Origin of the sequence: Thalassospira sp. MCCC 1A03138, from assembly GCF_002115785.1 — a bacterium.
Lineage (GTDB): Bacteria > Pseudomonadota > Alphaproteobacteria > Rhodospirillales > Thalassospiraceae > Thalassospira.
Genome location: NZ_JFJY01000002.1, coordinates 215,496 through 230,546 on the forward strand (window position 1 = coordinate 215,496; position 15,051 = coordinate 230,546).

Annotated in this window: 15 protein-coding genes; 8 read left to right on the top strand and 7 right to left on the bottom strand. The window is 55.6% G+C overall.

Going from position 1 to position 15,051, the window contains the following annotated elements; all coding sequences use genetic code 11:
* Positions 1 to 31: 31 nt before the first annotated feature.
* The 4 genes from TH468_RS05775 to TH468_RS05790 all read right to left on the bottom strand — a co-directional run bounded on the left by TH468_RS05775 (position 32) and on the right by TH468_RS05790 (position 5,299).
* The gene (locus TH468_RS05775; RefSeq protein ID WP_139834653.1) at positions 32 to 1,531 is read right to left on the bottom strand and encodes an aldehyde dehydrogenase family protein; all 1,500 of its coding nucleotides are present in this window, start codon (positions 1,529 to 1,531) and stop codon (positions 32 to 34) included.
* Between the two features lie 34 nt (positions 1,532 to 1,565).
* Positions 1,566 to 2,909, bottom strand: a complete 1,344-nt coding sequence (locus tag TH468_RS05780) for an aspartate aminotransferase family protein (RefSeq protein ID WP_085642620.1) — start codon at positions 2,907 to 2,909, stop codon at positions 1,566 to 1,568.
* A 62-nt stretch (positions 2,910 to 2,971) separates the two neighbouring features.
* Complete coding sequence (locus tag TH468_RS05785; protein WP_085642621.1) at positions 2,972 to 4,159, bottom strand: FAD-binding oxidoreductase; 1,188 nt, start codon at positions 4,157 to 4,159, stop codon at positions 2,972 to 2,974.
* A 78-nt stretch (positions 4,160 to 4,237) separates the two neighbouring features.
* Positions 4,238 to 5,299: a DUF1338 domain-containing protein gene (locus TH468_RS05790; RefSeq protein WP_085642997.1), complete on the bottom strand. Its 1,062-nt coding sequence runs from the start codon at positions 5,297 to 5,299 to the stop codon at positions 4,238 to 4,240.
* Between the two features lie 179 nt (positions 5,300 to 5,478).
* Here TH468_RS05790 and gcvA point away from each other — a divergent pair, with 179 nt between their 5' ends.
* Together gcvA and TH468_RS05800 are read left to right on the top strand one after the other, a co-directional pair.
* Positions 5,479 to 6,396 (top strand): transcriptional regulator GcvA, encoded by a 918-nt coding sequence (gene gcvA, locus TH468_RS05795; protein WP_062960499.1) that lies wholly within the window; start codon positions 5,479 to 5,481, stop codon positions 6,394 to 6,396.
* Between the two features lie 127 nt (positions 6,397 to 6,523).
* Positions 6,524 to 8,239, top strand: coding sequence for a methyl-accepting chemotaxis protein (locus TH468_RS05800; protein WP_168177088.1), 1,716 nt, complete (start codon positions 6,524 to 6,526; stop codon positions 8,237 to 8,239).
* Positions 8,240 to 8,318: 79 nt separating this feature from the next.
* On the opposite strand, the gene TH468_RS05805 is transcribed toward TH468_RS05800, so the two are convergent.
* Both TH468_RS05805 and TH468_RS05810 read right to left on the bottom strand, forming a co-directional pair.
* Complete coding sequence (locus tag TH468_RS05805) at positions 8,319 to 9,593, bottom strand: MFS transporter (protein WP_085642623.1); 1,275 nt, start codon at positions 9,591 to 9,593, stop codon at positions 8,319 to 8,321.
* A gap of 317 nt (positions 9,594 to 9,910) precedes the next feature.
* Entirely contained in the window at positions 9,911 to 10,816 is a 906-nt protein-coding gene (locus tag TH468_RS05810; RefSeq protein WP_210402220.1) for a PhzF family phenazine biosynthesis protein, read from the bottom strand.
* A 22-nt stretch (positions 10,817 to 10,838) separates the two neighbouring features.
* Here TH468_RS05810 and TH468_RS21585 point away from each other — a divergent pair, with 22 nt between their 5' ends.
* Together TH468_RS21585 and TH468_RS05815 are read left to right on the top strand one after the other, a co-directional pair.
* Positions 10,839 to 10,994 (top strand): hypothetical protein, encoded by a 156-nt coding sequence (locus tag TH468_RS21585; protein WP_168177089.1) that lies wholly within the window; start codon positions 10,839 to 10,841, stop codon positions 10,992 to 10,994.
* A gap of 119 nt (positions 10,995 to 11,113) precedes the next feature.
* On the top strand, positions 11,114 to 12,010 hold the full coding sequence (locus TH468_RS05815; protein WP_085642624.1) for a LysR substrate-binding domain-containing protein: 897 nt from the start codon (positions 11,114 to 11,116) through the stop codon (positions 12,008 to 12,010).
* A gap of 24 nt (positions 12,011 to 12,034) precedes the next feature.
* Here TH468_RS05815 and TH468_RS05820 read toward each other — a convergent pair whose 3' ends face one another.
* Positions 12,035 to 12,667 carry a LysE family translocator gene (locus TH468_RS05820; protein ID WP_085642625.1) on the bottom strand — a complete coding sequence of 211 codons (633 nt, stop codon included), beginning with the start codon at positions 12,665 to 12,667 and terminating at the stop codon, positions 12,035 to 12,037.
* Positions 12,668 to 12,963: 296 nt separating this feature from the next.
* Between TH468_RS05820 and TH468_RS05825 the strand changes: the two genes are divergently transcribed.
* The 4 genes from TH468_RS05825 (at position 12,964) to TH468_RS05840 (ending at position 15,026) form a co-directional block, all read left to right on the top strand.
* Positions 12,964 to 13,197, top strand: a complete 234-nt coding sequence (locus tag TH468_RS05825) for a glycine zipper domain-containing protein (RefSeq protein WP_040060230.1) — start codon at positions 12,964 to 12,966, stop codon at positions 13,195 to 13,197.
* Entirely contained in the window at positions 13,194 to 13,802 is a 609-nt protein-coding gene (locus tag TH468_RS05830) for a hypothetical protein (protein ID WP_085642626.1), read from the top strand. Before TH468_RS05825 ends, TH468_RS05830 begins: the two co-directional genes overlap by 4 nt.
* A gap of 232 nt (positions 13,803 to 14,034) precedes the next feature.
* Entirely contained in the window at positions 14,035 to 14,331 is a 297-nt protein-coding gene (locus TH468_RS05835) for an SCP2 sterol-binding domain-containing protein (RefSeq protein ID WP_063092425.1), read from the top strand.
* A gap of 23 nt (positions 14,332 to 14,354) precedes the next feature.
* Positions 14,355 to 15,026, top strand: coding sequence for a DUF6134 family protein (locus TH468_RS05840; RefSeq protein ID WP_085642627.1), 672 nt, complete (start codon positions 14,355 to 14,357; stop codon positions 15,024 to 15,026).
* Positions 15,027 to 15,051 lie beyond the last annotated feature (25 nt).

Sequence of the window (15,051 nt, forward strand, 5' to 3'; positions counted from 1 at the left end):
GGGTTTATTGAAAGCACAATCAAACGCGCGATCAGATATCAAACTTAATCCCCTGCGCCAGCGGCAGTTCGCGGGAATAGTTGATCGTGTTGGTCGCACGGCGCATATAGCCTTTCCATGCGTCCGAACCCGATTCACGTCCGCCACCGGTTTCTTTTTCACCGCCAAACGCACCGCCGATTTCCGCACCCGACGGGCCGATATTGACGTTGGCGATACCGCAATCCGAACCAACAGCCGACAGGAACAGTTCGGTTTCGCGCAGATCGGTCGAGAAGATGCAGGATGACAGGCCCTGTGGCACACCGTTCTGAAGCGCAATGGCTTCTTCAAGCGTTTCATAGGTCATCACATACAGGATCGGCGCAAAGGTTTCGTTGCGCACAGTTTCGGTCTGCGACGGCATTTCAACAACCGCCGGGGTGACGTAGTAGGCATTCGGATATTGATCAGCCAACACGCGTTCACCACCATGGACCGTACCGCCGTCTTTCTTGGCATTGGAAAGCGCGGTCTGCATGTTGTTGAAACTGTCCTCATCAATCAGCGGACCGACAAGCGTGCCATCGGCAAGCGGATCACCGATTTTGACAGACTTGTAGGCAGCAACGATTTTCGGCAGCAATTCGTCTTTGACGTCCTTATGGACAATCACGCGACGCAGGGATGTGCAACGCTGGCCACAGGTCCCAACCGCCGAGAAGACAACCGCACGCACGGTCATATCAAGATCGGCAGACGGGGTAACGATCATGGCGTTGTTGCCACCCAGTTCCAGGATGGTCCGGCCAAAACGTTCCGCCACACGCGGGGCAACTTCGCGGCCCATGCGGGTCGAACCGGTTGCCGAAACAAGTGCCACATCATGGCTGTCGGTAAGGGCCTCGCCAATGCGGCGATCACCGATGACAACATGATGCAGGCCTTCCGGGGCATCACCAAATTTCGCCAACGCCTTTTCAAAGATTTTCTGGCAGGCAAGGGCTGTCAGCGGGGTTTTTTCCGACGGTTTCCAGATCACCGCGTTGCCGCAGACCAGTGCCAGCGCAGTGTTCCATGACCAGACGGCAACCGGGAAGTTAAACGCGGAGATGACGCCAACAACGCCCAGCGGATGCCAGTTTTCCATCATTTTATGGCCCGGACGTTCGGACGCGATGGTCAAACCGTAAAGCTGGCGCGACAGGCCGACGGCGAAATCGCAGATATCGATCATTTCCTGAACTTCGCCAAGACCTTCCTGATAGATCTTGCCGCATTCAAGCGACACCAGACGTCCCAGCGGTTCCTTGGCCGCGCGCAGTTCCTCGCCCAGAAGACGGGCCAGTTCACCACGGCGCGGGCCGGGCACCTGACGCCACTGGGCAAATGCCTTTTTCGAACGCGCAATGATGTCGTTCATTTCCGACGGGTCGGTCTCGGCAACAGCCGCAATTTCAGAACCGTCAACCGGGGTCTGAACCTTAAGCGTACCATTGGAAATCTCGGCCTCGGACAGGCCCAGTTCGGTCAGAATGTTTTTGAAACTCACGGTTAAGCTCCCTTCTTTTTGAATTTTACGGCGATCACGACCGGTCATCCGCATCCGATACCGCCGCCAGCTTTGGCAGCAACTTGCCGATGATCGCAAAAGCTTCATCGACCTGTTCGAACGGAATGGTCAGCGGGGCCAGAAGGCGCACCACATTGGCGTGTTCACCACTTGGCATCAACAATAGCCCGCTTGCACGAGCCAGTTGCAATAATGTTTGCAGACGTTTCGGCGACGGTGCCCCGTCATCTGCAACCAGTTCGAAGGCGCGCATTGCGCCAATTCCACGCATTGCACCGATGACCTGCCCACCGGGCAAATCACGTAACCACGCAATATGGGTGGCATATTTTTCGCCAAGCTGCTTGGCACGGTTCAAAATGCCGTCTGTTTCCAGCACCTCGAACACACCGGTCGCCGCCGCACAGGCCACCGGATTACCGGAATAGGTCCCGCCCAGACCACCGGGCAACAGGGCATTCATCACATCCTCGGCCCCCGTGATCGCCGCCAGCGGGAAGCCACCGCCAATACCCTTGCCCATCACGATAATATCGGGGCAGACATTGGCATGCTCGATGGCGAACATCTTACCCGTCCGGCCAAAGCCCGACTGGATTTCATCAGCAATCAGAACCATGCCATTGGCATCGCAAAGACGGCGCAGTTCGACAAGAAAGGCCGCGTCGCACGCCCTGAAACCACCTTCGCCCTGCACGGGTTCGATCACCACGGCACCGATACTGCCCGGATCGACCGATACGGCAAATAATTTGGCAATTGCGTCCATTGCATTGGCCACCGATACACCGGTTTCACGGCAGGGATATGGCAAATGGTAAACCGGCCCCGGAAGCGGCCCAAGCCCGGTCTTGTAGGGTTTGGTTTTGCCCGTCAGCGCAAGGGTCGCAAGCGTTCGGCCATGAAACGCCCCCTCAAAGGCCAGAACACCCGTCCGGCCGGTAAAGGCACGGGCAAGTTTCAGGGCATTTTCCATCGCCTCCGCCCCGGAATTGGTCAGCATCGATTTTGCCGGACCTTCAATCGGGCAGTTTTGCTCCAGCCAATCGGTTACCGCGACATAAGGTTCATGCGGCAACGCGTTAAAGCAGGAATGGGTAAAGCGTTCGCACTGCTGTGCCACACGGGCCATGACGACCGGATTGCGATGCCCGGTATTCAGCACCCCGATCCCGCCGATGAAATCGATATAGCGATTGCCGTCGATATCCCAGGCTTCAGCATTCAGCGCCCGATCCAGATAAATCGGGTGCAGAGTGCGAATACCATTTGAAACGCTGTGTTTCTGGCGTGCCGTGATGGTGGCGGCGTCAATCGCGGCATCTTGTGTCTGGTTGGTCATATCGTCACGGGGCATGTGGGGTTGCTCCGGCTTTCATCGTTAAGTTATTGATCTCGAATATTCGTTGCGAAATCGATTTAAATTACGTTCAATTCCAGAACCGGGGCATTGTCGCGGATGCGCTCATAGCCGAACACGGACATATCAAGGGTCTGGTAATGGCCTGCGACGATCAGTTCCGAAAGGCCACGGCCAACTGCCGGGCTTTGCTGTAAGCCATGGCCCGAGAACCCGTTGGCAAAGAAGAAATTCTTTACCTCCGGATGCGGACCGATGATCGCGTTCTGATCCAGCAGGTTATAGGAATAATGACCGGCCCAGGCATTGACCATCTTGATCGCCTCGAACCGTTCACAACGCTCGTAAAGTCCCGGCCAGACGATGTCGTCAAACAGGCTGTAATCGACTTCGAAGTCCCAGCATTCCGGATCACGATCCGCGGGCGGCGCAATGCCGGTAATGAAAAGATCGCCTTCGGGACGGACATAAAGGCCACTTGGATCAATCAGCATCGGGCAGGACGCGTTGATGTCGGCCGCATCACGGCAATCAAACACAAAGATACAGCGTTTGCGAGGCTCCACCGGGATTTCAAGCCCCACCATGCGGGCAACTTTGGATCCACCGGTTCCCGCCGCATTGACAAGCGCCCCGCAACCAAACCGCCGTCCGTCTTTCAGGACCACACCCGTGACCTGATCGCCATCGCGCAGAACCTCGACGACTTCGCCATCGATATAATCGGCCCCCTGACGGCGGGCCTGTTTGCGGAAGGATTGCATCAGGGAATAGGCATCAAACCATCCCTCGCCGGTACGGCCCCAGCAGGCCGCCGCCAGATCGGATGTGTTCATCCACGGATATTTGGCCGCCAGTTCATCGGGCTCCATCCAGACGATATCAGCCCCCAGCTTGGTCTGGGTTGCGTGATTCTGTCGCAGGATATCGCGCCCGGACTCGGTCGCCAGAACCAGATAGCCCTTTTCATGGAAGGAAATATCGACTTCCGGATCAAGATCACGTTTCAGGTTGCGCAGGAATTCAATGCCGAAACCCGACATTTCAATATTGATCGGGGTCGAAAACTGCTGACGGATGGATGCCGCCGACAGGGTTGTCGAACAGAATTCATAATTCGGGTCTTTTTCAATGACCAGAACCCGGCCCTTGAAATCATCCCGGCCGGTCAAAAACCACGCGGCGGAGCTTCCGATAACCGCCCCGCCAACAATGATGACATCATAATTTTCGTCCACTGATCCCATGATCGCCTGTCACCCGATAGAATGTTTTGAAACCGGAACGGTATAATCCGTTCCGGCATTCCGGTCTTTTTTGCTTTCTTATGCCGCCGCGTTTCCGGCAGTCATTTTAAAGATGCCCTGTGCATTGCTGCTGTCAAATCGAAGATCAAGTTTTTGTTCCCCGGTCGCCTCATCACGCACGTGATCACGGCTGATGAATTCATAGAAGGAACCGGGCACATCACGGGTCACCAGATCGCCATTGGCATCACGCATCTGACGCAGGACACGGGTTGCTTTGAATGCGGTCTGACGCACCGATCCGGTGCTTGAAATTTCGACCTTTTCCTTCATCGGGCGGCCTTTGGCGCGCTGTTCGCTGGCAACCGCCTCGATATCGTCAACCCGATCCGTTGCATGGTTGAACGCATTGCCTTCGGTCGAAATCCACGCCATTTCTGCCGACTCTGCCAAAAGGACCTCATAATCGGCCTCGGCTACCGGGCCGTGCTGCGCGCCGAAACATTTGACCAGAACCGGCAGAAGCTTGGTCGCATCGGCAAAGTTGACAGTGCCGTTAGCAGCCAGTTGATCCAGCAGGACCTTGGCACCGGGCGACAGCGGATCAACCGATTTGCCAACCGTATTGGCAACCGCCTGCTGGAAGGCCGGGCTGAATTCTTCGACATGAAGTTCGGACACAAAGAACTGCGCAATCAGTTCCGGTTCATCAGCATGGCAAAACGCCCGACCCGTCATTTTCAAACGCGACAGCGGATAAACACCGGCAACATCAAATCCAAGCGGGGCAAGAATGCGCGCCATGGCAACATGACCGCGCGGCAATGCGCCGGTCGCCGGGCCATCAACGGTACGAATGGCACCATGATCGAAAATGATCGGCTCGCCCGCGGCCAGTTTATCCTCGGAATAGGCTTTGCCTTCGGGAACGGCTTCCAGAAGACCATCAAACAAGATCATGTTAAGCGCCTGTGCCATCGTCAGGCGGCTGACTTTTCCGGCCTCATTCGCAGGATCGGCCAAAAGCCGGTCATTCACATCAATCATGCGAAACAGATAATCGGCCTTTTCCGCACCAAGAACAGCTTTAAGAACAGCGCCAAGCTGGCTGTCTAGCGGGGATTTAACTGGCTGGGGCACTTCTGCCTCTCCTTCCGTAATATTATCAATTACCCGATCAATTTTACTGTCCGGAAGGATCATGTGGTGGCACGAGGGGTTCCGAACCATTGAAATGCTAAGGCTTGGCAGGAAATCTCACAAACGATATATTCGCACCATATCATTCCATTTGGTAATGAACTTGGGGATAAAAACACATGCGTCGCGTCCTGCCGTCCCTCACTGCCCTGCAATTTTTCGAAAGCTCTGCCCGGCATCTGAGCTTTACCCGTGCGGCCGAGGAACTGAATGTGACGCAAAGTGCTATCAGCCGCCAGATCCGCGCACTGGAGGAATATCTGGGCCGGGATCTTTTTCGTCGGGTGAAAAAGCGCCTGAAGCTAACCGCGGCGGGCGAAGCCTATGCCGCACAGGTGCGCGATCTTCTGGATCGCGCAGAAGCCGCAACCCTGCAGGTCATGGCCTATTCCGATGCGGGCGGGATGCTGAATGTCGGGACATTGCCGACCTTTGGCGCACGCTGGCTGGTGCCGCGACTGGGGGATTTCAAAACCACATGGCCCGATATCCAGCTTAACCTGATCACCCAGACCCGCGAATTCAATTTCACCCGCGAAGGCATCGATATCGCCATCCATTTTGGCGAGGACAACATGCCCGGCTGCGTGTTTCACCGTCTGATGGGTGAAACCCTGATTGCGGTTTGCGCGCCCAAAATCCTTAAGGAAAATGACGATCTGCCAATTGCGCGTGAACGGGTCCGCAATTGCACCCTGTTGCAACATTCCACCCGTCCACGTGCGTGGCAGGACTGGCTGGCTGCAACCGGCGTTGCGGTTGTGGATGAACTTGCCGGTCCGAGGTTTGAGCATTTCCACATGGTGATCCAGGCCGCCGTGGCCGGACTGGGGCTGGCCCTTCTGCCGGAATTTCTGGTGCGCGAAGAACTTGATAACGGGCGGCTTGTCGCCCCGTTTGACGTATCGATCCCCAACCGGCATGCCTATTACGTTGTTTACCCCGAAGAAAAGGAAAACAACTTTGCGGTTCGGGCGTTCCGTGACTGGATCATTGCAACCTGTCGGGCTGAAACAGCACAGTCAAACGCCGCATGACATCTTCCAACGGATATATCCCGACAACGAATTTCATTGCCGATTGAATTCACCAACCCTAAAGTTCCCACCCATATGTATAAGAACCGCCATCCGCGCGGTCAGACCGGGGTAAGGGGAATTGGTTGTGTCGCAACTGGAAAATCGTCTGGATCTTTATAATGTGCTGCCCGGAACGTTTGGCACCTTGCGCAAGGCATCCGGGCTGATCCACGATCAATCGGCCAAACGCGCCGAAGGCTTTTACAAAACCATCAGCCAAAGTGACGACCTGAAAGCCACCCCGCTTTCGGAGGCGACCATCGCGTCCCTGACGAAATCATTGCAAAATCACTGGAAAAACCTGTTTGATGGCAAGATTGACGAGGCGTTCGTCATCCAGGCCAGCCAGATCGGCCAGGCCCACGAAACCCACGGCATTACCCCCAAACTTTACATCGCGACCTATAATGCGATCACCGATGCCCTGATCGAGGCGATCATTACCCGCCATCGATGGAACGCCGGTCAGGCGGCAAGCATTGTCACTTCGCTGACATCGGTCATGCTGCTTGATATCGAACTGACCCTGACCGCCTATTGCGATGCCAGTGCCGTCAAACGCCACAATGCATCGGAAAACGCCTTTGCCGATCAGCAGCTTGATCGCACGATGGATCTGTCGGTTGCGATCAACCAAAGTGCCGTATCCAATGCCCGCATGATGAATGTCATCGAAGATGTCGACCGCAAGGCACAATCTATTTCGGCTGCCATTGATCAAATGGTTTCAGGCATTAGCCACATCGCCGAAAATGGCCGCGCTGCTGCCGATAACGCGTCCGATGCCATCACCGCCACACGCAACGGCCAGCAAACCGTCAGGGAAGCCGTTGGCAGCATGGATGACATCGCACATGCGGTTTCCGATGCATCCGGCCGGGTCGATGCCCTGGCCGAGGCATCCGAAAAAATCGGCGAAATTGTCGCATCGATCGAGGCAATTGCCGCCGAAACCAACCTTCTGGCGCTCAACGCCACAATCGAGGCCGCCCGCGCGGGCGAAGCCGGCAAGGGATTTGCCGTCGTCGCGGGCGAGGTCAAGGCGCTTAGCCAGCAGACCGCACGCGCGACCGAGGAAATCCGCAGCCGCATTGTCAATCTGCAGGGCGAAACACAGGGCATCGTCGATGCCATGGCGCGCGGCAATGATGCCGTTTCACACGGGCAGAATGTGATGAATGATGTTGCCCGCGAAATGGGTGACATCGGCAGCAAGATGGAAGACACGACGCGTCGTATCGCCGATATTTCAACCATCCTTGATGAACAGAACAAGGCAACCGATGCCGTCCGCGATGGCATTACCGGCATCGCGGGGCAAACCGGTGGGCAGGTTGCGGCCATCCGGTCCGCCATCGGCGTTATCGGACAGGTCGAAGGCTTGATCGAAACACAGGTTTCCGAACTCGTTCAGTATGAAATTCCAAACCGGACCATACGAAGTGCCCGCGCCGAGCATGCCGTCTTCTTCAAATCCGTTGCCGAACTTCTGGCCGGACTGGGCAGCAGTGCCGATATCCACATGGGCGATGCCAAAGCCTGCCGGTTTGGCAAATGGTATGACAGCCCGGCATCAAAACCGTTCCGCCATCTGCCGTCTTTTGACGCGATCCGGGCACCGCATCTGGCACAACACGAAGCCGGTCAGGCGGCGATCACGGCCTTCAGGAATCGCGATATCGTTGCTGCGGAAACGGCCTTCGCCCGCATGGAAACCGCAACCCACGAAGTCCTGCAGAAACTCGATCAACTGGCAAACGAAGCGCGCAATATCACCCCGCTTGCCGAAGCCGCCGAATAACCTCATCCCCCGCGCAAAAGAAAGCCCGGACGGTTTAATGTCCGGGCAATCAACTCTGATGAAGGCGATACGTGAAACGTTATCCGCCGATCTTCGCGGCCGACCCGGCACGCAGCGCTGCAATCATCTGAACGCACACAATCGCAAACAGGAAGGACAAGGCCGCCTCCCAGTTGCCAAGCAGATCATGCAGGGCGCCAAACAGAACCGGGCCGATAGCCGCCAGCAAATAACCAACCGACTGACACATACCCGACAACCGGGCCGAGGTCTGCGGGTCCGCCCCGCGGATACCCACCAGCGTCAAGGCGATACTGATCATCGCCCCCTGCCCAAGCCCCATGCAGAACGCCCAAAGATAGGGAAGCTCGGTCGTGGCAAAAACAAAGCCGGGAATACCGATCATCAGCGGAACATGCAAAATGACCATCGCCAGTTTCTTGTTGGCGATTTTTGAATAGATCAGGGGGGCGGCAAACGCGGACGGAATGCCAAACACGTTAAAGATGGTCAGAAGGGTTGCGGCCTCACCCTCTGAAATGCCGCTATCGATGAAGACCTTCGCGACCCATGCGGTGCCGGTATAAAACATCAGGGACTGACACCCGAAAAACAGCGCAAGCCACCATGCCTCGGCATTTTTCCAAAGCGAAACCTGTGTGACAGAAACGGGTGCCGGTCCCTTGTGGCGATAGCGCAACATTGGCAGCCACAACAGGAAGGCAAAGGCGGCAAACACCGCCCAGATCCCCAATGAATACCGCCAATCACCATCCGCCGCGTTTCGTATCGGAATGGCAGCGAATGCCGCAACCGTCGCACCGGTCGACATGGTAAAGGTGTAAAGCGCTGTAATCAAAGCAACACGGGTCGGGAAACTGCGCCGCACCAGCGACGGCGTCAGCACATTTAAAACGGCAATCGCCGACCCAAGAATGATCGTGCCAACAATCATGATGCCATAGCTGCCCGTTGCGCGAAGCCCCTGCCCCACCGCAATAAACAGCAGCATGGTCAGAAGCGTTGCCTCCAACCCGAACCGCTGCCCAAGACGCGGCGCAAAAATCGATAGCACACCAAAACTAAGAACCGGGATGGTCGTCAACAGGCCAAGCTGCACGCCCGAAAGCTGCAAATCAACGCCGACAATCTCGGCAAGCGGCCCCATGGCAACGATGCTGCCGCGCATGTTCGCTGCCAAAAGCAAAAGCGCCAGCAAAAAGCCGATATGCGGACCAAGGTGACGAAATCCGCGTGACGCAGGATCGGCTGATCGCGTGTCTTCATTCTGCTGCGCCGGGGGCACAGCAGACAAGGTTTCAGACGGTGCAACACCGTCCTGATTTTGGGTCATCGGAATACTCCGGCAAGGGTGGTGGCGGGGAAAGCCTGAGTATCACGGGCCTGAAAGCCCGAAATTGCGTGAACGAACTGCAAAACAACGAAGCAGTACGAGAACCTGTCTGATTTTGTCCGCGACATGGGGACATAATATATGTGTCACCCGTGGCACTTTTGGCAGATTTTCGAACGTTTCCAGAATTTTGCTTTGTTTGGCCGCATGCTAGCCGCAGAAACCGGGTCGCTCAACGCAAATCCGACAATTGGGAATTACCGGCAAGGCAAAGCAAGCCCTCCCCGCCGGTCACCCTTGTAAAAACGAAGCCGCCCTTACACAAATAATTCCCCGGATGCCGCAAGCACCGCACCACCAGACAATTTGATGAAATCACCATCCAGCTCGATGCGAATCACGCTGGGCCGGTCCATTTCAACGCCCTGTATGATTCTGACCGATGCGTTCGCATCCGCGTAACAGTACTTTGCCAGTTGCCAGGCCAGCGGCCCCGCGGCACTGCCCGTTGCCGGGTCCTCGACAATACCGGCAGTCGGATTGAAGAAACGCGCATGCGCGGTCATGCTTCTGTCTTCCGGATCAAGCGAGAACAGATAAATCCCCTCCGCCCCAACCGTTGCCAGAATATCGCGCAGACGGCGCACATCGGGCTCCACATTGGCAATGACAGATCGGCTACGCATCGGGACCAGAAGATGTGCCGTCCCGGTGTAAACGGTTTGCACCGGCACATTGCCAATACCAATGTCGTCACGCGAAACACCAAGCCCCAAGGCAAGCGCATCCAGATCAGATAGAACCGCGCGCGCTTCCGCCGACGCCTGATCCATGGTCACAGTAATCCCGTCTTTTCCTTTCAGGACTTCAACAGGCAGATCACGACCACCGATTTCCTGGGTAAATTCCCTCTGACCGGCGGGTAACAAACCAAGATGACCAAGCAGCCACCATGCCCCCAAAGCATTATGACCGGTTCCACCAACCTCGACCCCAGCCCCGGTAAACGAGCGAAGTTTCCAATCCGCACCGCCGGCAGTTTTCGGACGCATCAGGAAGGTCGTTTCAGACAAATTGAACTCGCGCGATATCGCCTGCATCACCGTGGTCGATAAATCATCCGCATCCATCACCACCGCAAGCGGATTGCCGCCAAGCACCGATGACGCAAAAACATCAACGATATGATACGGGTGGGTTTTCATCGTTTTCGCGATGTTCATTGTGTTCTCCTGTATTTTGAAAATGACGGTAGCCCGTAAAAACACCGCACGGACGCAATGGCAGATCGTCAAGCATCCGGGGCGTGAAACCAGCCAAGGGATCGGGCTCAGCCGGTGGCGCAAAGAACATCTGAAAAAGACCGCACAGGAAATCCTTCATTTCACCTTCCACCTTTAGATGAACTAAATCTTCTGCTCTGCCGATCCGGGATCATCGGGCATTGCGTGATTGACATTCCAACAGATCGCGTGAATGGTTCAATTCATCTATTTTGAAATGATTTTAGATTTTCTAAAATGAAACGAGCACCGCTTCCCCCGTTAAACAGTCTGCGCACCGCCGAGGCGATTGGCCGAAACGGAACACTTCTGCGCACGGCCGACGAACTCAACGTCACGCCAGGTGCAGTTAGCCAGCAGCTTAAAACGCTTGAACAATTTCTGGGGCTGGAGCTTTTTGCCCGAACCGACAAGGGCATGATCCCGACTGAAGCGGGTCAACGATTACTGCCGGGATTAAGCGATGCATTTACCCGCATCCGCGACAGCATTGCCGCAGCAACGCGGCAGGACGAAAACGTCCTGACCGTGACAACCGGGGTGATTTTTGCCGGAAAATGGCTGGTGCCGCGTCTTGGCCGGTTCCGTGACCGCCACCCGGAAATTGATATCCGGATTTCAACCGACAATCGGCTGACATCGTTTGATCGTGACGATGTTGACATCGGGGTACGGTTCGGTCGCGGTGGCTGGGAAGGATTGCGGGCGCACAAGCTTCTTGAACAGCAAATGCTGCCGGTTTGCGCCCCGTCACTCAAGGACCGCTTTCGCGAGCCGGCCGACATCGCGCGCGGGCCCCGCATTGTCGACCGCCTCAGTTTTTTCGCCTGGCAGGACTGGCTGGATGCCGCCGGAACGGATGAACCGCTTTCAGGGCAGGAAATCACATTTTCCGACGGATATCTCGCACTTGAGGCCGCAATGGCGGGCCACGGTGCGATGCTTGGCTGGCCCGTCATCATTCAGGACGCATTGCGCAATGGCGATCTGATTGAACCGTTCAAAATCTGCGCCCCGACACCCTATGCCTATTGGCTCGTGTCATCGGAATCCCGCTGGAACCGCCCGACGGTGCGGGCGTTCCGGAACTGGATCATCGAAGAAGTGAAAAGCTTTGCGTTGCAGACAGGCTAACCAGGCGATCAAAAACTCGTTTGATCAAACCGGCAATATGCCAATGATGACCCGCATCGCAATCACGACAAACAATATTGCGATGATGCGTTCGATCCACATCGAATGTGCGCGCAGCCACGGCAAAACCGCGCCATGCGATAAGCCGACCGCAACAAGGCAGTACCAGGCGGCATCAATCCCCGCCGCGGTGAAAGCCAGCAGGAATTTACCGCCCCATTCAAATTCCGGGGACACGAACTGACTGAACAGGGCAAGGAAGAACAGCGCAATCTTCGGGTTCAGAAACGCGATCATGAAACCATCGCGTGCCGCCTGCGTCATTGTATCTGCAACCTGCCCACCCTGATCAGACTCGAACCGTGCGCCTGACCCTGCCGCACGCCAGGCCTTGATCGCCAGATAGATCAGATAAAGCGCGCCAAGGACGCTGACGATATTGCGAAATGCCGGAACCGTTTGGAAAAGTATGCCAAGGCCGGTCATGGTAATGACGGCATAAAAACCGACGCCCAAACCATGCGCCACCGCACAGGCAAATCCTGCCTGACGGGATTGCCCGACGGAATATCGCAAAACAACCGCAAGGCTGGGGCCGGGCGTCATCGCGCCAAGGATGCAGATTGTCGCAACGGACAACCAGGCCGCAAATGTCATGATGTTTCCCTTGGTATCTTGGCGGTTTTGTTATCGCGCTCGTGATCGCACCATCAAGCTAGCGGGATGTCTGAACCGTTTCAACGCAAATGATGTTTCAAAATCGCATCAATCACAGGCGAAAACGCGTTCTGAATCAAGGCATTCCCCGATGCCTTTTTGTTACCTTATCTGCCGCACTCTCTCCTTAAAGCCGCCCGATGCCTTCCTTATTGCCCGATCAGACTGTCTGATCGGCGGCGTATCCATTTCCCGGAATGCCACCACGATAAAACAAAATGGGAAGGACACGAGAGATGCGAAACGTAGCTATTACATTGGCCGTTGCCAGCACACTGGGATTATCGGCCTGTAGCGGTTTGGGTGACAGGGACCAGAAAATGCTGAGCGGCGCCGCCATTGGTGCCGGTGTTGGCGTTGTTGGCACAGCCGTCACGGGCGGATGTATTTCCTGCGGGGCTTTAATTGGCGGGGTCGTGGGCACCGGTGCGGGTTATATCCTTCATGAGAATGAGGAACGCCGGAAGTGACAGGCTTGAAATGGTCCCGACGCATTATGGCCGCTGCGGTCTCTGTTGGCATCGTCGCACCGGTTGCCATTCCGGCGACGGCCTTTGCCGACCCGCCACCCTGGGCACCGGCGCACGGTCACCGTGCAAAGCATCATGATAAACACCATCGCAGGGATTATGACCGCGGATATCGATCCGACATGTTCGTATCAGACGGGAATTTCCTGCGATGCAACCGCGATGTGATTGGCGCATTGATTGGTGGCGGTGCGGGAACCGCAATCGGATCGACAATTGGCAAAGGCAGCGGTCGTGACGTTGCCATGATTGGCGGTGCGATCCTTGGCCTTCTGGCTGGGTACTCCGTCGGGCAAAGCCTTGATCAGGCCGATGTCGCCTGCACGGGATATGCCCTTCAACAAATTCCGGACGGACAGACGGCCCGCTGGATCAACCCGGAGTCGCAACGCCAGTTTGATATGACACCAACCCGGACATGGCAAAATACGGCGGGACGTTACTGTCACGAATATACGGCAACAACTGTCATTGGCGGAAATCAGCAGCAAAGCTATGGCACAGCCTGCATGCAACCGGATGGAAGCTGGCAGATCGTATCCTGATATCGCCTGCCGGAAATACTACCTATACGCGTAGTTGTATATTGAAGGACCCGGAAGTTTCGGGTCCTTTTTGCTGTCTGGAACCGCAATTTTGCGGTCGATTATTTATCCAGATCAGTGACTTAATAGGAGCCCAACTATCCATATCGTAATTTGTTTTACGTTAACGTCACTTTGCGTTACAGTGCTGACATAAACAGAAAAACAACATCAGCTTCACAGGGAGGCGTTCGTGGAGGATATCCTCGAATCCGTAAAACAGAAACTTCCGCAATTGCGCGGCCTCAATGCCGTGGTTGCCTTTGATTGCGGCGAAGACGGACATATAGTCATTGATGCGACCGGCCCCGAGCCGGAAATCAGTGATGACGATATGAGCGACGCGGACTGCATCCTGAAAATCAAGAAAGCCAATCTGGAAAAGATGATTGCCGGCAAACTTGATCCGATGCTCGCCTTTACAATGGGCAAGCTCAAGATCAAGGGCTCCATGGGAGTCGCGGCAAAACTTTCATCCATGCTGGATTGATTTCTAACGTCAGGGGAACAGGGATGCGGCACAGCTTTATCAAAAGCACCGTTCTTTGCACTTTGGCCGCCGGCCTGATCGGAAGCCTTGGTGCAATCTCATCGGCGCATGCCGACGAAACACTGAATTATCAGGTCTTGAAGGATGGGGAACCCATCGGCTTTGAAACGGTCGAAATCACCGACACGCCCGATGGTTATACCGCCACCATCACCACGCGCACCGATGTGAAAGTCCTTTTCCTTCAATTCCAATATGGCCATTCACGCCTTGAAAAATGGCGGAACGATCAACTTGTGTCCGTTGATACCGATACAAATGATGACGGCTCCCCATATACCTACAAGGCTGAATATGAAGGTGACTGTTTCGAGGTCGCCGGCAAGGGTGTTGCGAAACGCGATGCCTGTGACGGCGCATGGCCCCTTACGCTCTGGCGCGAGGATATCACCACGAAAACAAGCCTTTACAGCGTAATCAATGCCGAACCTTACGCTGTGACAACCCGGAAAACCGGGACAGAAACACTTGCCATCAATAACCGGGAAATACCCGCCACACACTATGTCATGACCGGGGATGTCCAACGCGATCTCTGGTATGGCGATGACGGCAGGCTTCTGAAAACAAGCTTCGAAAGAAAGGGTTACGACATCGACTTTATCCGGGTCGATGCCAAAGACCTTCAAAAATAAAAGCGGGCGCAAAAAGCGCATTCTT